General features: G+C 37.3%; 19 protein-coding genes. 4 read left to right on the top strand and 15 right to left on the bottom strand.

What is annotated here, in order from left to right; genetic code table 11:
* Nucleotides 1-29: 29 nt before the first annotated feature.
* Entirely contained in the window at nucleotides 30-557 is a 528-nt protein-coding gene (locus tag B8967_RS12460; protein ID WP_052188446.1) for a hypothetical protein, read from the bottom strand.
* A gap of 212 nt (nucleotides 558-769) precedes the next feature.
* Here B8967_RS12460 and mnmA point away from each other — a divergent pair, with 212 nt between their 5' ends.
* Nucleotides 770-1,957 carry a tRNA 2-thiouridine(34) synthase MnmA gene (gene mnmA / locus B8967_RS12455; protein ID WP_047484415.1) on the top strand — a complete coding sequence of 396 codons (1,188 nt, stop codon included), beginning with the start codon at nucleotides 770-772 and terminating at the stop codon, nucleotides 1,955-1,957.
* 151 nt (nucleotides 1,958-2,108) lie between these two features.
* Nucleotides 2,109-2,318, top strand: coding sequence for a hypothetical protein (locus tag B8967_RS12450; protein WP_084086617.1), 210 nt, complete (start codon nucleotides 2,109-2,111; stop codon nucleotides 2,316-2,318).
* Between the two features lie 61 nt (nucleotides 2,319-2,379).
* Here the strand turns inward: B8967_RS12450 and B8967_RS12445 are convergent, their stop codons facing one another.
* Nucleotides 2,380-2,730 (bottom strand): DUF2207 domain-containing protein, encoded by a 351-nt coding sequence (locus tag B8967_RS12445; RefSeq protein WP_084086326.1) that lies wholly within the window; start codon nucleotides 2,728-2,730, stop codon nucleotides 2,380-2,382.
* Between the two features lie 24 nt (nucleotides 2,731-2,754).
* Nucleotides 2,755-3,477, bottom strand: a complete 723-nt coding sequence (locus B8967_RS12440; protein ID WP_084086325.1) for a glycine-rich domain-containing protein — start codon at nucleotides 3,475-3,477, stop codon at nucleotides 2,755-2,757.
* A 146-nt stretch (nucleotides 3,478-3,623) separates the two neighbouring features.
* On the opposite strand from B8967_RS12440, the gene B8967_RS12435 reads away from it, so the two are divergent.
* Both B8967_RS12435 and B8967_RS12430 read left to right on the top strand, forming a co-directional pair.
* Nucleotides 3,624-4,520 carry a hypothetical protein gene (locus tag B8967_RS12435; protein WP_084086324.1) on the top strand — a complete coding sequence of 299 codons (897 nt, stop codon included), beginning with the start codon at nucleotides 3,624-3,626 and terminating at the stop codon, nucleotides 4,518-4,520.
* A 173-nt stretch (nucleotides 4,521-4,693) separates the two neighbouring features.
* On the top strand, nucleotides 4,694-5,920 hold the full coding sequence (locus tag B8967_RS12430) for a DUF6051 family protein (RefSeq protein ID WP_084086323.1): 1,227 nt from the start codon (nucleotides 4,694-4,696) through the stop codon (nucleotides 5,918-5,920).
* 219 nt (nucleotides 5,921-6,139) lie between these two features.
* Here B8967_RS12430 and B8967_RS12425 read toward each other — a convergent pair whose 3' ends face one another.
* From B8967_RS12425 to B8967_RS12370, 12 genes are all read right to left on the bottom strand, one after another.
* Nucleotides 6,140-6,883, bottom strand: coding sequence for a LytR/AlgR family response regulator transcription factor (locus B8967_RS12425; protein ID WP_081988886.1), 744 nt, complete (start codon nucleotides 6,881-6,883; stop codon nucleotides 6,140-6,142).
* 59 nt (nucleotides 6,884-6,942) lie between these two features.
* Nucleotides 6,943-7,218 (bottom strand): 2TM domain-containing protein, encoded by a 276-nt coding sequence (locus tag B8967_RS12420; RefSeq protein ID WP_084086322.1) that lies wholly within the window; start codon nucleotides 7,216-7,218, stop codon nucleotides 6,943-6,945.
* Between the two features lie 24 nt (nucleotides 7,219-7,242).
* A complete protein-coding gene (locus B8967_RS12415; protein ID WP_084086321.1) occupies nucleotides 7,243-7,539 on the bottom strand; it encodes a 2TM domain-containing protein in 297 nt (98 codons plus the stop codon).
* 340 nt (nucleotides 7,540-7,879) lie between these two features.
* Entirely contained in the window at nucleotides 7,880-8,449 is a 570-nt protein-coding gene (locus B8967_RS12410) for a methyltransferase family protein (protein WP_084086320.1), read from the bottom strand.
* A gap of 44 nt (nucleotides 8,450-8,493) precedes the next feature.
* Nucleotides 8,494-8,805: a 2TM domain-containing protein gene (locus B8967_RS12405; protein WP_084086319.1), complete on the bottom strand. Its 312-nt coding sequence runs from the start codon at nucleotides 8,803-8,805 to the stop codon at nucleotides 8,494-8,496.
* Nucleotides 8,792-10,123, bottom strand: a complete 1,332-nt coding sequence (locus B8967_RS12400; protein WP_084086318.1) for a 2TM domain-containing protein — start codon at nucleotides 10,121-10,123, stop codon at nucleotides 8,792-8,794. The genes B8967_RS12405 and B8967_RS12400 overlap by 14 nt, the downstream gene beginning before the upstream one ends.
* A gap of 176 nt (nucleotides 10,124-10,299) precedes the next feature.
* Nucleotides 10,300-10,959, bottom strand: a complete 660-nt coding sequence (locus tag B8967_RS12395) for a hypothetical protein (protein WP_047484396.1) — start codon at nucleotides 10,957-10,959, stop codon at nucleotides 10,300-10,302.
* A gap of 48 nt (nucleotides 10,960-11,007) precedes the next feature.
* Nucleotides 11,008-13,254: a TonB-dependent receptor gene (locus B8967_RS12390; protein ID WP_047485028.1), complete on the bottom strand. Its 2,247-nt coding sequence runs from the start codon at nucleotides 13,252-13,254 to the stop codon at nucleotides 11,008-11,010.
* Nucleotides 13,255-13,345: 91 nt separating this feature from the next.
* On the bottom strand, nucleotides 13,346-14,269 hold the full coding sequence (locus B8967_RS12385) for an AraC family transcriptional regulator (RefSeq protein ID WP_084086317.1): 924 nt from the start codon (nucleotides 14,267-14,269) through the stop codon (nucleotides 13,346-13,348).
* 45 nt (nucleotides 14,270-14,314) lie between these two features.
* Nucleotides 14,315-15,529 (bottom strand): TCR/Tet family MFS transporter, encoded by a 1,215-nt coding sequence (locus tag B8967_RS12380; protein ID WP_084086316.1) that lies wholly within the window; start codon nucleotides 15,527-15,529, stop codon nucleotides 14,315-14,317.
* 43 nt (nucleotides 15,530-15,572) lie between these two features.
* A complete protein-coding gene (locus B8967_RS12375) occupies nucleotides 15,573-16,292 on the bottom strand; it encodes a thioesterase II family protein (RefSeq protein ID WP_084086315.1) in 720 nt (239 codons plus the stop codon).
* A gap of 62 nt (nucleotides 16,293-16,354) precedes the next feature.
* Nucleotides 16,355-20,757, bottom strand: a 4,403-nt coding sequence (locus B8967_RS12370) for a non-ribosomal peptide synthetase (RefSeq protein WP_143330517.1), incomplete at its 5' end; no start/stop codon positions are given.

Below are 20,757 nucleotides of genomic sequence, written 5' to 3'. Positions count from 1 at the left end.
ATGGATCTTATATGGACAGACAAACCGTATTATAACCCCACCACAAATCCTATATTAGGAATCAGTCCGCTTGAAAATACACTAGAGTTTTCTTTATAAAGCACGTTATACATCAGCCCGATCTGCATAAAAGAATTATTGCCTATTCTCTGCATATATCCTCCTCCAAGATAGAGCGCATTTTCTTCTTCATTGTATTTATAATCATAGTATTTGTCTTTATAATTAATAAAATAATGCTGAAAATTGGCGCCCAGATAAAATGATCTTGCAAAGTAGTAATTGACAAACGGGCCTACTCCAAACATCGTAGACTTATAATAATCTGAAGTCTGCCATGAAACACTCCCTACAACTCCCCCTTCAAGATCTTCAGTAAGCCTGTACCCTACTCTTGGCGATGCCTGCAGGTAAAAAGAACTGTTGCTTCCAAAACCCACCCCAATTCCTCCTCCGAAAGTCCATCTATTGGTTTCCTGAGTGGGTGTCCCGACTGAAATCTGGGAAAAAACTGATCCTGAGCATATCAGCATCAATGGAATAATAAACTTTTTCATATGTATCTATTTATTTTGTCTAAGGTCATTTATAACAACTTCATCACTTTCATCTTCATATAGCTGTTTGAAACTTCGTTAATACTGTTTTCTATATTAACATCGTTTTTATCAATGTTTAAAATTATGGTTTTTTTACGAATTTTTTTAGTTGTATTTTTGCCGCATCAAACTAAGAACTCCCGTTAAGAGTTTCGTAAAATTGAAATAAAATGAAAATAGTAGTAGGCCTCTCCGGAGGTGTAGATTCTAGTGTTACAGCATATTTGCTACAACAACAAGGTCACGAGGTAGTGGCTTTATTTATGAGAAACTGGAATGATGCTTCCGTAACGTTAGAAGATGAATGTCCCTGGATTGAGGACAGCAACGATGCCTTAATGGTCGCTCAGAAGCTTGGGATTCCTTTCCAGGTGATTGATATGAGCGAGCTGTATAAGGAACGTATTGTGGATTATATGTTTGCGGAATATGAGAAAGGAAGAACTCCGAATCCTGATGTTTTGTGTAACAGAGAAGTAAAGTTCGATGTTTTTATGAAAACAGCGATGTCTTTAGGTGCTGATAAAGTAGCTACAGGACATTATGCAAGAGTAAATTCCACTTTTGACGAAAACGGTAAAGAAATTTTCCATCTTTTAGCAGGAAAAGACAATAATAAGGATCAGTCTTATTTTCTTTGTCAGCTGAGTCAGGATCAGCTGTCAAAAGCATTGTTTCCTATTGGAGAGCTTACAAAGCCTCAGGTAAGAGAGATTGCAAAAGAAATAGGGTTGGTAACAGCTGATAAAAAAGATTCTCAGGGGTTATGTTTTATTGGAAAAGTAAGTCTTCCTCAGTTTTTACAGCAACAATTGAAACCTAAAGAGGGGGAAATCGTAGAGATCTTCAAAGATTCACCTCTGTTTTCTGAAGAAATACCAGAATTTTCTTCCAAAGAGGAAGAGCTTATATTTTTATCGAGAAAGATTGATTATAAAAAAGCTGATGGAAAAGTAATCGGGAAGCATCAGGGAGCACAGTTTTTCACCATCGGACAAAGTAAAGGTCTAGGAATAGGGGGTCATAAAGAAAGCTGTTTTATTGTATCGAGAGATATGGAGAACAATATCATTTTTGTAGGCGAAGGAAGTCATTTTCCGGGATTATACAAAAAGGCTTTAAAAGTTGATAATGCTGAACTGCACTGGGTACGTGAAGATATGAAGCTGAAAAATGGGGAATCCATGGAGGTTATGTCGAGATTCAGATACAGACAGTCTTTGCAGAAAGCTACTTTATATCAGTTTGAAGATGCTTTTTATATTGAATTTGAGGAAGCTCAGTCTGCTATTGCTGAAGGACAGTTTGCCTCCTGGTATATTGATGACGAACTTATCGGAAGTGGCGTAATTGCATAGCAGAGATCGGGAATCTAAATTTCAGGGAGATGAGTGGCTGTATGTATACTATATTGTCATATTCTTTGAAAAAGATTTTTTTTTGAAAGTTTTCTGTAACGTTTATCAAGTTGTTGTACTTACTGAGTACATAACAATAAAAAATATTCCTATGAAAACGACTACAAAAAACCAGTATGCTTATGCAAACAATATTCTGATCGCTTTAGTATCTGCCGTTTTTGGTTATAATCTATACCAGGCTATTGTACATCCCGATCATTCAAACATTGCATTAAGTCTCATTTTAGTGGTTCTTACTTCTATTATGGTCCGAAAATACGGCAACAAACCTACAAAGGAAAAACAGAAAGATATATAATATCTAAATATAGATAAGCCCGAAGCTATTTTGTTTCGGGTTTATTTTTGGATAAAGCCAATTACTTGCGTGTATTCTTGAAATAAGATGGAATAAATACTGCTCCTGCAATGCATTCAAGAACCAGGATCATCACTAAAAAACCAATCGGCTTATCCAGCATTATTCCCCTGATCAGTTTTAAAATCCCTAAACCAAAAATGAAAGCCAGACCATAAAAAGTGGTTTTTGAAACTGTTTCCTGAACTACTCTCAGTCCAAAAACGGAAGCATAAAAGCCCAGTAAAAGAATTAAGTAGAATGTTAGAAATTCAGGGCCTTTTAGAAAAATGGGATTAAAAGTCTGACATTCTGCCACAAGCCATATCAAACTGATGATAAACGGAGCTAAATGGATGATGTATTTTTTCATAATTCTTGTTTTAATTGGTATTTCTTACCCTCCACATCCTCCGCAGCCACCACAACCGCCTCCGCAACCTCCTCCTCCACAACTGCTTCCCCCGCTACAGCTGCTTCCTCCACAACCGGTTCCGGAATCATTGCCGTTTTTAGCTTTATTTTCCTGAAATGTGGTAGCAATGAGGCTGATGATAAAAATGACAGCGATTGAAAGTATCACGGATCCCAGGGTTATGACAATCTCACCGAGACAGGATGACAGTGTTGAAAGCATAACCAGTAACGGTATGAAACGAAGCTTTTTCCACCAAGTCCTCCAATTTTGCTTTTCTCCTTTCTGAAGCCAGATATCGGAGGGGGCGTCCAGCTGGAAAATCTCTTTGTAGCTTTTCAGGGTTTCTGAAAACCAATCCCGATGTTTTGTAATCTCCTTTGTTCCTCCTTTTGAAGGGTGATGATGAAGATTTCTTTTTAAAATATCAGGACAAAATTCTTCCCAGTAATTTTGAGTGTAAATCAAATGCATATGCCATACTTTATCTACTATTTTGCTTGGGGAAGCCCCATTCGGAAGTATACAGCAGAGATATACAAATTTTTTATATTCTTCAATTGCTTTCCGGGCAAAATCTACCGTCCAGTTTTCTTCTTTTGCCAGTTTTTTGGAAAAAGGAAAATCGGCATCAGGGGCGTCTAAGGAAAATCCCTGGATCCTGCTCCAAAGAGACTCGTCTTGTAATACCATTTTTGTTTCCATTGTTTTGATTTTAATTTTTCTACTCAAATATCTACTGATTTTAAAATATAAAAGTCTTCCAATAGTCTCATTTGGATCGATAAAAATCTTAAATTAGTCTTACAGAATTTCGAACTCCATCTGAAACCTAAAAAGAAAATAAACAGATGAAAAAAGAAGATATTTTACACCTTGAGAAGCTCATGAACTTCTTAAGCCGGCAATTTTTAAAGAAAAACCATTGGCAAGATGTTACCAAAACGGAATGGTCTTACATTAGTGCCGAAATTAATGACCTCATTATCAGTGATTATTCTGAAAAAGAGATAAAAAAAGATCCGGATCTCTTAGGGTTGAATTACCTTTATGAACACTTGATTATCAATAAATTAAAGAAATATCACCACAACGAAAACGCTGTTTTAAGCCGTCCCAATCTGGCAAAGATAAGTTTGATTGTCAGAGTTTTAGGTTACTCAAATTATATAGATTTTATTAATTCCAATACGGAAGCTTTTAATTTTAATGATCTTAAAATTGATATGAATAATGCAGCCCCGAATACCGCTCTTTTAGACCGATTGATAGGCTGTTGGTATTCTTACAACAGAAATCTTCCGGAAAACCCCTTACTGGCCAAAGAAGACAGGATCTGGCGCTCTGCCATGGAGATCTATAAATCCGAAACCACGGGAGAATACTTCATTGAAAGAAGCGGAGGTGACCATCATAAGTATTTCGGGAAAGTGACCGCTTATTCGGATTATGTTTTTATTATCATGAACAGCAATACTTTTATCCGTCAGAGGCATTTTGTTTCCAGGATAAAAGATATCAAAGAAAAGCTTAAAAATCCGGACTATAAGCTGCACGAACTTCATTTCATCAGCACCTGTATCAGTTTTAATCAGGAGCCTATAGCCTTATTTGAAATCTTCAGGAAAGCAGACCGGAAAAATTTTATTTCGGATTCCATCAGTTTTCCGATAGACAGTGATGAGATCCCGGAGTCCATATTGAAACAGCTTGAAGATACTGAAGCTAACAGGATAGATTACAGGTAATTGAATAAAACATTGCAGGTTTAAAAATTACCACCTTCCTACCTTCGGAAATTCAAGTTGCTACAAGGCGTCTCTCCTATGCCAAGAATACATTTAAATGCTTAAAATCTGTGCATTACAGTAATAATTACATACATTAATAGTTCTAATTATAAACCCTTAATTATCTTATTATGGAATATTATGAATTATATGAAGTTTTGAAAAGTCATTTTGATTCCAAAAAAGGGTATACAGAAATAAGGGATTTAAATGTAACCATAGAATCTATTCCTTTCTTATCAAAAGCCTCAGGATTATTGTATGGATCTACCAATTCAGAATGCGTAAAACACCATCACCAGCCGGAAATCAATGAGAAAGCGTATTTGGTGTATGATCAGCCTTCGATAGATACAAAGGACTTTGACATAGACTGCAACAAAAATTTTGAATATTATATTCTTAAAAGAGCTGATGTGAAAACAGCGAAAGGAAGTATTATTTTTTTCCATGGACTGAATGAAAAGAAGTGGGATAAATATCTACCCTGGGCCTACGAGCTTGCTCAACGAACGCATAAGGCCATTATCCTGTTTCCCATCGCCTTCCATATGAATCGTGCTGATCCCATCTGGAGTGATCGTCAGCATATGACAGAAATTGTCAACTTCAGGAAAGAAAGATATCCTGAAAACACTAATTATTCTTTTGTCAATGCGGCAATAAGTTCCAGACTGGAAGCCCATCCGCAAAGAATTTTCTGGTCAGGATTACAGACTTATTCTGACATGATCGAAGTGATCAAAGACATTAAAAACAATAAAATAAATAGTATTTCTGCAGATGCCAGCTTAGACCTATTTGGGTATTCTATTGGTTCTTTCCTTTCCATGATTATCAAAATGGCTGATCCGGGAGGCTATTTTTCACAGTCCAGGCTTTTTTGTTTTTGTGGAGGAATGACGATTGACAGGATGTTTCCGATCTCAAAATATATTATGGATGCTCAGTCTGCTATTAAAGTCCAGTCTGCCTTTACTGAGTTATTAATTTCAGATTTTAAAACAGACAAACGGTTAAAGCACTACCAAAATGAGGCGTTACATCCACAGGAAAGCTGGTTTAAAAAGATGCTCAGATATAATTATTTTCAAAAAGAAAGGGAAGACAGAATCCGGGAGCTTCAGTCACAGATAAAGGTATATGTACTGGAACAGGATCATGTTGCCCCTCCTATTGAAGCTTTGAACACGTTGCAGGGAGGTTATAGAGATATTGATGTGGAAGTTGAGATCAAGGATTTTCCTTTTGAGTATTCTCATATGGTGCCCTTCCCGCTCACTCATAAAAATAAGAAAGAAGTTACCACTGGTTTTCATGAGTTTATAAAATCAGCCAGTGATTTTTACGGGCAATAAGCTCCTCTTAATCCATAGTTTGGAGCCGATAAAAGAGTTCAGCTTTGAGGATAAAAGATCTCAAGAAAAAACTTGAAAAATAGAATAATAAGGTCCATGGTTATGTTTTAATGGGTTAAATATTTACGTGAGAATAACTCATGTAATCACTTGAAATTAATTCCATTACACTTTAAAAATCTAAGCTTCCCTCACATTAAAAGCATTGGCTTCCCAATCCTAACTTACCAGCCAATCTTTAAAGTCTTTGACGCGATCTCTGCTTACTGTAATTTCTTCGTCTGGCTGAAATGCAAGGTCCACTTTGTAATAAGGTGAGGTATGAATGTTTTTAATAAAATCAGAATTGATAATAAACTGCCTGTTTACTCTGAAAAACTTTTTCTCTTCCAGAATATCTTCCAGTTCATCCAATGTAAAATCTGAAGGATAAGTGCGTTCCTGTGTCTGAAGGTACACGATTTTGTTTTCACTGAAAAAACAGCTGATTTCCTCTGTCTGCACAATCTTCAGATTATATCCAATCTTTACCAACACCCTGGAAAGAGTAGATTTTTCCTTTTTGATCAGCTGCTTGATATCCTGAGAGCCTGTTGTATTGTCTGCCGGAATAAATGATTTAAATTTCTCCACAGCTCCCGAAAGGTCTTCTTCCAATATAGGTTTTAAAAGATAGTCTATACTGTTTAATTTAAATGCTTTCAGGGTATACTGATCAAAAGCTGTGGTATAAATGATAAAACCTTTGGTCGGTATTTTTTCAAATATATCGAAAGACAATCCGTCACCTAAAACAATGTCTGAAAATATCAGCTGGGGATGTTCATTTTCCGTGAACCATTCTACTCCTTCATCCACAGATTCTATTTTGGCAACGACCTCAATTTCAGGAAAATTGCTTAACATTCTTTCCAGTTTTCTGGAAGCTGGTTTTTCGTCTTCGATAATGACAGTTCTGATCATCAGGTTATTCGTTTTAATTTCAGTTTTTAGGAAATAAAGTTAAATAAAAGCAGACAGTTTTAAAAATCTATTGGCTTTTTGTTTTTTCCAAGCTCTTTCTCGATCAGCTCTTTCTCCCATTCAGCATCAAAAACAAATAGTTTTACTGCTTTTATCGTAAGAATTATCGCCCAAATTATCAGAAAAAGATGTCCGCTGAATATGTTAATTCCTGCAAAATGATCTTTCAAAAAGTCATTAAGAAGAATGATTCCTGCTATGATACCAAACCATAAAAGGCTTTTATAGAACTTTTTGATCTTATTCACTCTTTCGTATGCTGTATTGTAATCCATGATTGTTACTTGTTTTAAAAATGATTATAATGTTTTTGTTTTTCCTTTCTCCTCAGCCATTAATTCTCTGATCTTTTTCTCTTCCCAATTTTTTCCGATTCCGAAGACATTAACCGCATGGAAGGCAATTCCAATCCCCCAGCCAAGCATTGGCCATAAAAACCATAAATATCCGGGAGCCGTCAAAAGATTCAGTGCTCCTAAAAAAGGAATAACCAGGCAGAACGAGGTAAGGTTCCCGTAGAATTCTTTTAATTCTTTTACTCTTTTGGAAGCTTTTTGATAGGCTAGTGTTTCTTTACTTGATGATAAAATTTCCATAATACGTTGTTTTTAAGGTTAGTAATTTGTTTTTGCTGATTCAAATGTATGAAGGAAAACAGCCCTGAATCAACTTTATATTACTGAATGGTAGAATATGCTATCCGAATGGTAAAAGTTCGGGAATTAACAGATATATTGTTTTCAGAAATCGCAAGCCAGCAAAGAGTTTTCGCCTATTCTGCTGTTGTAAAGACACAAAGATCTTATCTGCCATAAAATGACATACCGCTAAAGCCCTGATGTGTAAAAACTGATTTGTAAATGGCTATACTTTAGAAAGATCCAGGATTGAAATTTGGATTAAATAAAAACCGTGGGGAAGTGATGGGAATCTTTATTAATAGATAAATGGGATGAGTTTCTTTGTTTTCTTTCTGTATTCGATGTATTCTTCTCCAAATTGTTCTATAAGAGCCTGTTCTTCAATTTTAATTCTGTAAGCAAAGGCTAAAAAAGGAGGAATAAAAGCAAAAATCAGTGAAATCCAGTTATTTAAATACAACCCTAATCCCAAAGAGGTCAGCAGGGAAAAGGCATAAGACGGATGTCTCAGGTATTGGTAAAATCCTTCTTTTTTGATCTGATGATCCTGTCTTATGGTTACATCTACGGTAAAGTACTTCCCCAGGGACCTGATGATGATGAACCTGAAAAATATTCCGGTAAGGATAAGCAGTTCTCCTGCATACAGAATCCAGTTTCCTTTGGCTATCGAAAGGTGGATACTATGGGAAATCATGATGGAAGAAGCTATCGAGAAAGGAATGGCCAGCCACAAAATGTTCAAGGTAGATTTATCCTTATTCTTTTTATCTTCTTTATTGGATTTCAGTATGTTCTTATACAAAAACTCACTCAGAAACCAAATCACCATAGAAACGGTAAATACGATTTGTAATGCGTCCATTTGTTTGTTTTTAAAGATGAAGATTTTTTATACAATTTCCTTTATCAGTCTTCTTTAGAGTTTTGTTTTTCCATCAGTTCTCTGATCTTTTTGTCTTCCCATCTTTTCATAAAATTGGTCTTGGGTATAAAAACCGTTACCGCATGGGCCAGGAGACCAATTCCCCAAAATGTCGCTGTAAAGAAGTTTTTAAACTGAAAATAACTTTCTCCGGGTTTCAGATTAGCACAATTGTACACAACAATCATCACATTTACAGCAATATAAGCAAATAGATGTCCATAAAAGCCCCTCAATCTGTCTACCTGTTTTTTAGCGAGCTGGTATTGAATATCATTTTCGTCAAATGTTTCCATTATTTCTGTTTTTTTGTTGATTCATAATTTCTCTAATCTTCTTTTCCTGCCAGGACTCCCCAATACCAAAGACCTGAAACGCATGGGAAGCCAGGCCAATTCCCCATCCCAGTGCCGGAAACCAAAACCAGTGACTGCGGCTTCCCGTAAAGAGATTGATAAAAATTAAAAAGGGAATAATAATGCAATAAGAAATCAGGTTGGTATAAAATCCTTTGATTTCTTTTACTCTTTTTTGTGCTCTTTTGTATGCTTTTATTTCATCATCAGGTTTTACACTGACAATATTGGGTTTAGCTGAAAGCATCGGAAGTTTTACTTTAAAATAATCTTCTGATTTTTCAATAAAAACATTCCTTTTGGTAAGGAGAGCATAGCGCTGTACGATATTGGAAAGTCCTATCCCTGAGCTTTCTTTGATCTGCTCCCTGACCTGAAGGTTATTTTCAATACAGAGGGTTCCTCCATCTGAAAATATTCTGATGACCAAAGGTTTTGAGGAAGTAGCAAAATTATGTTTGATACAGTTTTCCAATAATAGCTGGAGCGAGAGCGGAACCACATATTTCTGATAGTCTTCTTTGGCAACATCGAAGACAAAATCTACACTGTCTTCAAATCTTGTCTTTAAAAGGTTACAATAGGTTTTTGCAAATTCAATTTCATCTTCTACCGTCACCAGTTCTTTGTCTTTCTGCTCAAGTACATAGCGGTAAATCTTTGACATTGAGGCGGTAAACTTCTGGGCCTGCTGTGGGTTTTCATCAATCAGAGAGCTGAGAACATTCAATGAATTAAAAAGAAAATGAGGGTCAAGCTGGTTCTTTAAACTTTCAAACTGTGCATTGGCAGACTTTGCAATAAGCTTCTGCTCCACCACTTCTTTCCGGGATGTTTTCTTCAGCTCCTCCATAAAGCCTTTTGCATGAAGAAAGGCAGAGATAAGCAATGCTACATTTATGGTAAACCAATTGATAAAATTATATTTTTCCGAAAAAAATGTTTCTGTAGTCACCGCTTTCTGGATCAGTACAAAATTGACATAATTACAAAAATAAACCAGCACAAAATTCAGGATAAGAATAGAGGCAATACTTAAAATTGCTCTTTTCGTTGTTGCTTCTGCCCAGGGAATTCTTTTATTCAGAAAACTGTTAAGCATTCCGTTTCCCCCTCCCAATACGAAAGAATACAGCATGGAAATAAGGATTGTATACAGGAAATTCTCGATGGTCTTTTCTGATGTAAAGGCAAAAAAGAAAAACATGGATACGGCCAGAGAGACCCAAAACAAGGTTATAAAATTATTACGCTTCATGATCGTTTTCTTAGCTCAAAATTAGTTTTTATTAAAGGTATCAAAAATTATTTCTTACCGAAAGGCCGGTTTTTAATCCTGAATGGTATAAAAAAACCTTCATGGGATGAAGGTTTTTTGAGTTAATCGGTTTTAAGCCTTAGAGACATCCTTTTCCTGCTCTTCTGCTGGTGTTTTTATTTGGTTTTCTCAACAGGAAGGCTGATAAAGTATTCTGCTTCGGATCTTCCCCAATTGGGATCCAGTGCGGTCTTAAGCTTGTAGTTATTATATTTGACCAATGCTTCTTTAAACAATTCCAGCCCTTTTGTTTTGCTTCCGCCATACTGTTCAGGCGTAAAATAAATGTCTTCGGCTTTAATCAGGGCAATTCTGGGATTAGCAGCATCCAGTTTTTCGGCAATATTAAGTTCTTCTGAAGCTCTTGCCCCATCGGTCATAAAACGTTGCGCAGGGTTGACCATCATTCTTAGTGAATTAGCCATTTTCTTCAACAGATGAATTTCAGCATTATCAGCTCCTGCAAGACTCTGAGCCAGCCCAAGAAATTTTTCTGCCTGTGATGCCACGCCATCAAGCTCCTGCATATTCCCGTTTCTCATCATCACCCTTCCTTTTTGAATCTGGGAAAAAGCGGCATAATAAGGAGGCAGCCACTGTGAGCTTTCTTTGCTTCCTATTCTCTCAAAATCGTTGGCCAGGGTCTGAAAATCCTCCGGTGTTTTACAGGTTTCTATTTTAGCTATTTTTTCAGTCATGATTTTTTCATAATCTGTCTGTGCAAAAGCAGTTAAACTCATACAAGCTAAAGCAAAGCTTAAAAGGTATTTTTTCATTATATTATTTTTTAAAAGTTAGTTAAATGGTTGGTCTAAGGTAGACTTTTATAGGTTATTATTAATAGCATCTTCTGTTTTATCGACTCCAAAGCTGATAAATGCTCCTACAAATACAAAGGTATTGACAGGGGGAACAACCGCTGAGCTTCGTGAGCCATCCACAGAAAAATTGTACCCATATACATTTTTTGATCCTAAAACATTGGAAACACTTAATACCAGCACCGTAAATGCTTTTGCGTCTTTTTTTCCAAGATTCGGAAGGTAATTGATGCTGAAATTAAGGGCATTATAATCTTTCAGTCTTCCCTCATTTCTGGTATAATTAATGGCTTTTCCGTTATCAAACGTAGAAGCAATATCGTAATAGGGACGGCCTTTAGCATAGGTATAAGAAAGGTTCACTCCCATTTTCCACTCCGGAATAAATCTTTTAACAACGGCTGAAAGGGTATGTTCTGCTGCAAAATTTGGTTTTAAACTCACCGGATAATTAAGGAAATCTCTTTTTGAATCCAGGAATGAATAGGTAACCCAGTAATCAATATTCTTGAATGTCTTTTTGTTATCTCTCCAAAACAGTTCCAGTCCTTTTGCATATCCGTAACCATCGTTATTCAGAGCCGTCTGAATCTGTTGATTTTGTTCTTTTCCCGGGATAACATTAAATGTTTTAATCAGCTGATCATATTTTTTATAGAAAGCTTCAAGGCGTAAACTTCTTCCTTCTGAACTTCTTTGCACCTGGAAAACAAAATGTTGTGAGTTCTGAAAACCTAATTCTGCCGGGCCATTGATATATTTGCTTTCAGGATTCTGATAAAAAAGTCCGTAAGCCAAAGAGGTTGTCCAGTCTCTTGCAAGACGATAGGCTAATGCAAAACGGGGTGCAATATTACTTTTTCCCAGAAAAGAAGAATGCTCAGCCCTCACCCCTATTTTTGCAGATAATGCATTACTGAATCCAAGGTCTGTTTCTACAAAAGCTGAAGAAATTAAGTCTTTATAATTCTTCTGCACCTCTTCAAAATTGAGTTTTTCATTGGTGTTATTCAGTTCAAAACCTCCTCTTACCGCACTGATCTTATTAATCTTTCTCTCGAGTACTGCTTTAAAATTGATATAATTTCCATCTGTCAGCAGTTTTGTTCTATCTGATTCTCTTTCCTGAGTTTCTGTAGAAAAATTAAGATCTGATTCATTATAGGAATACGAGCCTCCTACATTTAGCAGGTATTTTCCAAATTTCTGTCTGAACGATAGGTTATGGTAGGTATTTTTCCCTTTGAGTCTTACCAGTCCAAAGTCGTATTCCGGCTCAAGACTTTCTGACCTCACTCCCATTGTATTGGAATTGTACATTCCGTAATACTTAAAAAAGCCTCCTGATTTTGTTTTAACTCTAAAATTCAGGTCACCGTTAAGTCCATGCGGAGCATCAATAAAATCTGTATTGAAATTAAGGGCTTTCTGCATCAGGCTTAAAATTGAATATCCTACAGAAGCGCCAAAGGAATAGTCTTTTTTAGCGCCTAATTTTTGAAATCCGGCACTCAAAAAAATAGGAGAAATCCCAATATCATAAGAACTCTGATCCGGAAGATCAACACTTTCCAACATCAGCACACCGGAAAGGGCCTGGCCATAAAGAGCAGAATATCCGCCACTTGAAAATATATTCCCTTTAAAAAGAGAGGTATTGAACTGGTCTCTTCCTGCAATTCCGGGGATAGAATTAGAGAAATAATTATTGATCAGGCTTCCATCCATAAAAATCCTGGATTCTGTTCCTGTCCCTCCCCTGATAAAAAGGCCTCCGGATTCACCTACTTTCTGAACTCCCGGAAGATAGTTTAATGCTGAAGATATCTGCCCATCTGCCCCTGCTGTGGTATAAATATCAATAGGAGTAAGCAGTGCGGTAGCCCTTTTCTTATCACTTGCTTCTATAGATCCTGCAGAAACAACTACCGCATCAATCTCACTGATCTGCTCCTTCAGATCTGCATTTACAGCAACAGATTGATTTTCAATAACAATGGATTTTTCAACGGTTTCGTATTTTGGATGTGTAAAGGTGAGGATATGGCTTCCTTTTTCGGAGGTTTCAAAAGAAAAGTTTCCCTGCCCATCCGTTGTAGCTCCATCATAAGTATCTTTGAGTGTAACGTTTACCTCACTTATTCCCTTATTTTTAAAAGCTACCCTTCCTGAGACTTTTACCTGGGTATATCCCATTATAAAAGCTAAAAAGAAAAATAGGAATAGTAATTTTTGTCCTTGTATTTTCATGGTTCTAATTTCTTGGTCAAAAATATTACAAGAAATGCCTTTTTGTAAAAAAAATTTACTGAAAGGCATAGTTTGGTTACTGAATGGAAAATTAGTGAATAGGGATACAGAAATCTACAATCATTTTTCCTTCGGGATGTTCTTTAAAGTTGGAATGATAGATTTCAAAAGGGAATGTTTTCCTCATGGAATACCCATGTTTATTCATCCATAAAAACAAGGATACCCAACATTGTTCAAAGTCATGAAGCGTTACTTCTCCTCTTCCAACAACAAATTTTCCGGCATCGATACTTTCAGAAAATATCTCTCCCTGAGCCTTATCCAGTTTTTCATCCAATAACATACAGGCATGAATTCTGACTTTATCCGCAGGGGTAATTTTAAAGCTATCATGATACACAGAAATCATTTTAACATTTTCTCCCGGAAACAGGTTTTCCTTTTTTGCCCAGTCTATCAGAATATTGTAAGAGGGCTCTACCTGGGCTAACCCAAGACTCATCACTGCTGCCAGATTCATTTCCGGCATTTCTTTTACTTCGATTTTTAAGTTCATTGTAGTCCAATTTAATAGGTTTTCAATACTGCAAATGTATTGGCTGAAAACCGTATCAACTTGTCCGTTCTTGCTTTGTGTTTGTAAAATCTTGTGAAATGTTTCAGGTGCTGACTTACGGAATTCAGATGGAGGAATTCCATAATATTTTTTGAATGTTTTACTAAAAACCGAATGGCTTGAGAATCCAAGATCGAAATAAATGTCTTTAATTTCAGCCTCTTTATGCACCGCCAGGTAGAAAGCACTCTTTTCTATTTTCTTTCTGATAATATAGTTCTGAAGTGTTTCTCCTGTAATAAGTTTAAATATTCTGTGAAAATGGAAAGGAGAATAGGCACTGACCTCTGCTATTTTTTCCAAAGAGAGGTCCGTGTCAAGATGATTGTCAATATAGTGGATCACTTTTATGATCCGTTTTTTATATTCTTCCAAATCAAAAGTACTGATCTGCAAAGATATTGATGTGGTACAATCTGGAGTTGTCTTTTATTGCTGTTTTTAAGATTTTTCGTTTTTTATTGCAGCGTACACACAAAAACTCCCAATTGAGGCCAAAACAGAAGCTAAGACAAAAGGAGCTCCACTGAAAATCACGGGGCTGTGGCTAGAGGTAAAGTAAGCGAATACATTGGTCATTAGCAAAGGTCCAAAAACAGCAGTAATGCTGCCAATACTCGACAATCCTCCCTGAAGGAGCCCTTGCTTGTTATCGGGAACTTTGGAAGAAATTACACTTTGAAGTATTGGGGTAGCCATCCCTCCTAATGCATAAGGAACCATGACGGCAAAAGCCATCCATGACTTAGTTATTAACCCAAATAATAGCAGACTGACGCAGTAAATAAACATGCAAATCATGATTGATTTCTTCTGCCCCAGCTTATTGATAAATAATCCAATAAACAACCCCTGGGATATCACCATTAAAACGCCAAAAAACCCTAATGAATATCCTATCATATCCGCCTTCCAGTTAAACTTTTCCATGCCATATACATTCCAGGTGCTCTGCATAGCATGACCCGCCAAAGCGATGAATACAAAAGCAACAATCAGTGAAGGGGCCAATATCTCTTTTTTAATGCTTTTGATGGCTCCTATAGGATTGGCAGTTTTCCAGGAAAAAGGTCTTCTGTTGCTTTCTTTAAGAGATTCGGGTAATACAAAAACGCCATACATAAAATTAAGAAGACTCAGCCCGGCGGCGGCATAGAAAGGGATTCGTTCACCATACTGCCCCAGCAATCCTCCAATCACAGGTCCTATGATTAATCCAAGCCCTGCAACGGCACTTATCATTCCGAAATTCTGACTTTTCTTTTCAGGTGTACTGATATCTGAAACATATGCAGTAGCAGTAGTCATGCTGGATCCCATAATTCCTGTTATTATCCGCCCCACAAACAACCACATAAGGTTTGGTGCAAATGCAAGAATCAGATAATCTATTCCGAGTCCCAATAGAGACCATAAGAGTACAGGTCTTCGTCCGAAGCGGTCACTAAGATTCCCCAGGATTGGGGCAAATATAAACTGCATTAAGGCATATATTGATATAAACCACCCTATATACTGTGTTGTCGTACTTAAATCTCCATTTGACAGCTTCAAAATAAGGGTAGGCAGCACGGGAGCAACGATCCCTATTCCAATGATATCAATCAGGATGGTGATAAAAATAAAAACCAATGCGTAATCTTTTTTTCTTTGCATAAGTAGGGGTTGTTTTTTTAAAGTAAGTATGAATATTTTACAATTAAGCTATCGCTGCATTCATTAGATTTTTAATGACTTGCGCAAGGTAATTGAAGTTTTGATTGATAAAAAAATGGTTCCCGTTTACGATCTGACATTCACATTCGGATTCCGTATAATGAGCCCAGTTTCTTATGTTCAGGGCATATCGTTCATTTTTTCCCATTACAGCAAAAACGGGAGTCTTTATTTTTTCATAAAAAGGAATGTTTTCCTTGTTCTCCAGCAATCCGAAGTCTGCTCTGAGTACGGGTTCAAAAAAGTCCAGTAATTCTTCAAACTCCATTATTTCATCCGAAAGCCCACCCAATTTTCTTACCTCCATAAAGAACTCTGTTCTTGGCAGTCCCGCAATAGGTGGGTTATTTTTTATTTTGGGGCCAGGATATCCTGTTGGAACAAAATAGGCGGGAGCATCCATAGATTCTTCCATTGCAAGACAAATCTCATGTCCTAAAATAGCTCCCATACTATGGCCGTATATGAGATATGGAACTTCTTTTTTCCGTTCTTTTTTTACCTGACTCAACAGATCTGCTACAGCATCCTGTTTATTTTTTAAAAAGGATGCTGTCATACGATCTCCTCTACCCGGAAGTTCAGGGGTTACTACCTGAAAAAAGGGTTCTAAATTTTCAATCAGCTGACGGAAGGAATTTTTGTCTCCGCCTGCGTAATGCAATAAAAATACTTGCGGTTTATATGATGTTGTTCTGTTCATAGGTTTTCTTTAGTGTGTATAGTTTAGAACATGGGAGGTCTCTTACCATCTCCCATGTTTTTTTAATTACTGGCAGCTGTTTTAAGGATTAGGTCAATGATCTGTTCTTTCTGTTCCAGCATCGTTTGATGGGATGCATTAATAGGATAAACAGATAATAAATCACGGTTTTCCATGATGGAATCTACATTATTATAGGCTGATCCCTGTACATGGCTGTTAAATGATTCATTGAAGGTTTCTCCCTCAAGCATTGCCTTGAATAAAACCACTTTTGTTGAAGTAAGATTATTTGAAATATTTTCTTTAATAATCGTATACTCAGCTGACATAAAGTTTTTAGTGGCTGTAAACTGACGGTCATCAACAGGAATATTCAGTTTCTCACTCAGCTCTTCATCTGTAGGAAACGAAAGGAATTCTACCAGTTTCTGATCAGAGGCGTAGAAAATAGTATCCAGCAGATAAACTGTAATTTTCTGATGTCCTCTGTTCTCAAGCTCTGAGGCAATCTCCAGTGCAATATTTCCACCCAAAGACCATCCTAACAGGATATATTCTTCCTGATGATTATCTTTCCGGATGTCATCAATATGATCCAGATAATAATGAGCAAGCCCTTTCAAGTTACTAATCTTCTCTTCATTGTATAAGTTATAGGAATCTACTCCATAACAGTTATATTCTGCCTTTAACTGTTCTGCCAATGACTGATAGATTTCACAACCTCCGTTTCCAGGATGTATCAGGAACATTTTTGGATTGCTATTCTCCTGATTAAAGGCAACGATAGGCTTATACTCTTTCCCGTAGCTCATTATCGTTTTAGAAAGTTTACTTATCGTTTTCTCTTTAAACAATTCTACAATTTTGAGCTGAACATCCAGCTGCTGCTGTATCCTGTTGATCAGTTTAATAGCCATGATACTATTTCCTCCTAATTTGAAGAAATCATCGTGAATACTAACTCCTTCCGGATCCAGATCCAATACTTCTCCATAGATACCGGTAAGTTTTCGTTGCAGATCATTTTCAGGAGCGGCATATTCTGATATTCCGATAAACTCAGGCTCAGGAAGGCGTTTTCTGTCTGTTTTTCCGTTGATAGTGAGAGGAAGACGTTCCAGATGTATATACACATTCGGAATCATGTAATCCGGAAGTGTTTCTGATAAGAATTCAGAAATCATATGGGGGTCTATTACCGGATCAGAAACATAGTATCCGGCAAGATATTTCATTCCTCCTCTGTTTTCTTTGGCCAGAACAACGGCCTGCTTCACTCCAGAATACTGAAGTAACCTGTTTTCAATTTCTCCAAGCTCAATTCTATATCCGCGGATCTTCACCTGGAAGTCATTTCTGCCCATATATTCCAATTCACCATTAGCCAGCCAGCGTACTAAGTCACCGGTCTTATATAGCCGTCCATTCTTTCCTTTTTCTTTTTGTTCTAACGTCTGGAATGGATTGTTCAGGAAGCGTTCTTCTGTCAGCTCAGGTTGGTTTAAATAACCTCTGGCAACACCCGCTCCCCCTATATAAAGCTCTCCTACTGCCCCTACAGGAACAGGACGGAAATGGGCATCCAATACATAAACCGTCATGTTGTTGATAGGATCCCCGATATTTAATGGATTGCGATCTTCTTTATAATAATGAAGTGTTGTACAGACTGTTCCTTCGGTTGGCCCGTACTCATTTACCAAGATGATATCCTCAATATTTTTATCCAGGGCAGGGAAACTTTCCCCTCCGGCAAAAATCAGCTTCAAGTTGGTTCCATGATCTATAACCTCCCTCAATAAAGCTGGTGGTATAAAGGAAACTTCTATATTATTTTCTTTGATATAGTCATTAAGTTCGTTCACTGATGTTCTAAGGTCATTGCTATACATCCACAAGGTATTCCCGTTACATAATGCCGGAAATGCTTCATAGACAAAGGCATCGAATACATAATTTGAAAAACATCCCACTTCCTGGTATTCTTCAAGTCGGTGAACTTTTATCATTGATTCTATAAGGTTGATCACTCCAGAATGTTCAATCATTACTGCCTTAGGAAGTCCCGTCGTTCCACTGGTGTAAATCACATAAGCCAGATTGGCAGGGCTTACCTTGGCAGCAGGATTGCCAGAGTTTGACTGATCAAGCTTTTCTATAACCTTTTCGCTATCCAGTACAATCAACTCTGCTTTTCCTAAAGAAGATTCTATTAATGTATTGACTCCATTTTTCTGGGTAAGAACCACTCTGGCCTCAGTATCTTTTACAATATGATTAAATCGCTCTGCCGGATATGATGGATCCATAGGAACATATGCCGCTCCTGCTTTCATCACAGCAAGGATTGCAATAATTATATCTTCAGAACGCTCAAGACATAGAGGTACCAAATCATCCGGCTGAAGATGATATTCATTGATAAGGTGATTGGCCAAACGATTGGCTCTTTCATTCAGTTCACGATAGGATAATCTTATATTCTGATAGACTAAAGCCGTAGTGTCAGGAGTCATTTCAACCTGATTTTCAAAAAGCTGATGAATCGTAAACTTATCCTGATATCCTTTCTGGGTATTATTCCAAACGTCTACGATCTGTTTGCTTTCCTTCTCCGCGATCAGAGAAAGCTCATTAATTCTTGTATTCCCTGTTCCTGATTTTACCATCTGGTTCAGAAGGAATTGATAAGAATCTGCCATACGGACAATTGTTTCTTTTCTAAACAGAGAGGTTGCATAGTTGAAGGTCATCTGTATCGCTTCCGGACCATCATTCACCATTGTCGTCAGATCAAACTTTGCAGCCTGATAGTCAACTTCACCATCAAAAGAATAGAATAAGACTTCATCTTCCTTAGCAGTTGAATCTCCGCCACCAAAATTCTGCAGTCCAAACATTACCTGGAAGACAGGGTGTCTGGATGTATCCTGTTCTACTCCTAATTCTTCCACAAGCTTCTCGAATGGAAGATCCTGATGAGATTGTGCTTCCGTCACCGAACCTGCCACCTGAAGGATAAAGTCTTTTACCTTTTGCTCTGAATCAATTTTCTCTCTCAAAGCCAGGGTGTTTACAAAGAAACCGATGATATCTTCAAGACCGGCATAATGACGGTTGGCAATAGGGCTTCCCACTACAATATCTTCCTGACCGGAATAGGCTGAAAGCATCAGATAATATCCACTCAGCATGACACTGTATACACTTACTCCAAGGTTTCTGGAGATCCCTCTGATCCCTTCGGATATTTCTCCTGATATATCAACATTAATTGTTTCTCCTTCATAAGAGATGTCTGCAGGTCTATGGAAATCCGTTGGTAAATCCAGACTTTGATAATCATCGAATTTAACCTTCCAATACTCAATCTGACTATCCAAACGTTTACCTGAAAGATAATTACGCTGCCATAATGCAAAATCTTTATATTGAATCTTCAATTCAGGAAGTGTAGAAGCTATTCCTAATGATAATGTATGATAGAGACTGCTCAGTTCCTTTAAAAAGACCTCTGTAGACCATCCGTCAAAAGCAATATGATGAATCACAACAGACAGATACTGCTGCCCCTTGAAGCTGAAGATATTGATCTCTACAGGAATTTCTGAATCCAGACGGAAGACTTTATTGGCACATTTGTTTATGTGCTGATCCAATTCTTCTCTCGTCTCTACTTCTGTTATTTTAAATTCAGGAATAAAATCTGTAACTATCTGATACCCTATTCCATCTTCATTCGTTTTGATCAATGTGCGGAGCACTTCATGACGCATTACTACCGCTTCAAGAGCTTTACACAGAACGGAAACATCCGTTTTCTGATTCAGAATAACAGTCATTGGAATATTATACGCACTGCTTCCTCCTTCATACGCTTCTATAAACCAAAGTCTTTCCTGTGCAAAAGATAAACGCTGCTCTTCAGGCGATGATATTGCTATCGGGGTTATGGTTATCTGTTCATCATTATGATCTTCTCCACTTAATACATTGGCCAGAGAAACTATAGTCTTATGAGTAAGTACCTTAGCCACTTTCACCTGTATACCAAGTTCCTGCTTGATCTTACCAGCTAACTTAATCGCCATGATACTGTTTCCTCCTAATCGGAAGAAGTCATCATGGATACTGATGTTTTCAGGGGCAAGTCCCAGCACTTCACCGTAAATTCGGGATAGTGTTCTCTGTAACTCATTTTCTACGGCTACATATTCTCTGTCTCCATTGAAATCAGGTTCAGGAAGCTGTTTTCTGTCTAGCTTACCATTGATGGTCAATGGTAAAGAGGTGAGATGAACAAAGACACTCGGCACCATATATTCCGGTAAAGAGGAGGATAAATACTCAGTAAGGAGTTCATTATCCAGCTCTCCGGCTGATACATAATATCCGGCAAGGTATTTCATCCCCGCATTGTTCTCTTTGGCCAATACCACAGACTGTTTTACTTCAGGAT

This window comes from Chryseobacterium sp. YR221 (assembly GCF_900176315.1).
Lineage (GTDB): Bacteria > Bacteroidota > Bacteroidia > Flavobacteriales > Weeksellaceae > Chryseobacterium > Chryseobacterium rhizosphaerae.
Note: the sequence above shows the minus strand (reverse complement) of the source record. Positions and strands in the feature narration are given on the sequence as shown.

Excerpts from the sequence above, each read along its gene's own strand:
- B8967_RS12405 (WP_084086319.1), bottom strand. The coding sequence starts at position 8,805 with ATGGAAACATTTGACGAAAATGATATTCAATACCAGCTCGCTAAAAAA.
- B8967_RS12435 (WP_084086324.1), top strand. The coding sequence starts at position 3,624 with ATGAAAAAAGAAGATATTTTACACCTTGAGAAGCTCATGAACTTCTTA.
- B8967_RS12420 (WP_084086322.1), bottom strand. The coding sequence starts at position 7,218 with ATGGATTACAATACAGCATACGAAAGAGTGAATAAGATCAAAAAGTTC.
- B8967_RS12425 (WP_081988886.1), bottom strand. The coding sequence starts at position 6,883 with ATGATCAGAACTGTCATTATCGAAGACGAAAAACCAGCTTCCAGAAAA.
- mnmA (WP_047484415.1), top strand. The coding sequence starts at position 770 with ATGAAAATAGTAGTAGGCCTCTCCGGAGGTGTAGATTCTAGTGTTACA.
- B8967_RS12445 (WP_084086326.1), bottom strand. The coding sequence starts at position 2,730 with ATGAAAAAATACATCATCCATTTAGCTCCGTTTATCATCAGTTTGATA.
- B8967_RS12415 (WP_084086321.1), bottom strand. The coding sequence starts at position 7,539 with ATGGAAATTTTATCATCAAGTAAAGAAACACTAGCCTATCAAAAAGCT.
- B8967_RS12400 (WP_084086318.1), bottom strand. The coding sequence starts at position 10,123 with ATGAAGCGTAATAATTTTATAACCTTGTTTTGGGTCTCTCTGGCCGTA.
- B8967_RS12430 (WP_084086323.1), top strand. The coding sequence starts at position 4,694 with ATGGAATATTATGAATTATATGAAGTTTTGAAAAGTCATTTTGATTCC.
- B8967_RS12390 (WP_047485028.1), bottom strand. The coding sequence starts at position 13,254 with ATGAAAATACAAGGACAAAAATTACTATTCCTATTTTTCTTTTTAGCT.
- B8967_RS12380 (WP_084086316.1), bottom strand. The coding sequence starts at position 15,529 with ATGCAAAGAAAAAAAGATTACGCATTGGTTTTTATTTTTATCACCATC.
- B8967_RS12410 (WP_084086320.1), bottom strand. The coding sequence starts at position 8,449 with ATGGACGCATTACAAATCGTATTTACCGTTTCTATGGTGATTTGGTTT.
- B8967_RS12375 (WP_084086315.1), bottom strand. The coding sequence starts at position 16,292 with ATGAACAGAACAACATCATATAAACCGCAAGTATTTTTATTGCATTAC.
- B8967_RS12440 (WP_084086325.1), bottom strand. The coding sequence starts at position 3,477 with ATGGAAACAAAAATGGTATTACAAGACGAGTCTCTTTGGAGCAGGATC.
- B8967_RS12460 (WP_052188446.1), bottom strand. The coding sequence starts at position 557 with ATGAAAAAGTTTATTATTCCATTGATGCTGATATGCTCAGGATCAGTT.
- B8967_RS12450 (WP_084086617.1), top strand. The coding sequence starts at position 2,109 with ATGAAAACGACTACAAAAAACCAGTATGCTTATGCAAACAATATTCTG.
- B8967_RS12395 (WP_047484396.1), bottom strand. The coding sequence starts at position 10,959 with ATGAAAAAATACCTTTTAAGCTTTGCTTTAGCTTGTATGAGTTTAACT.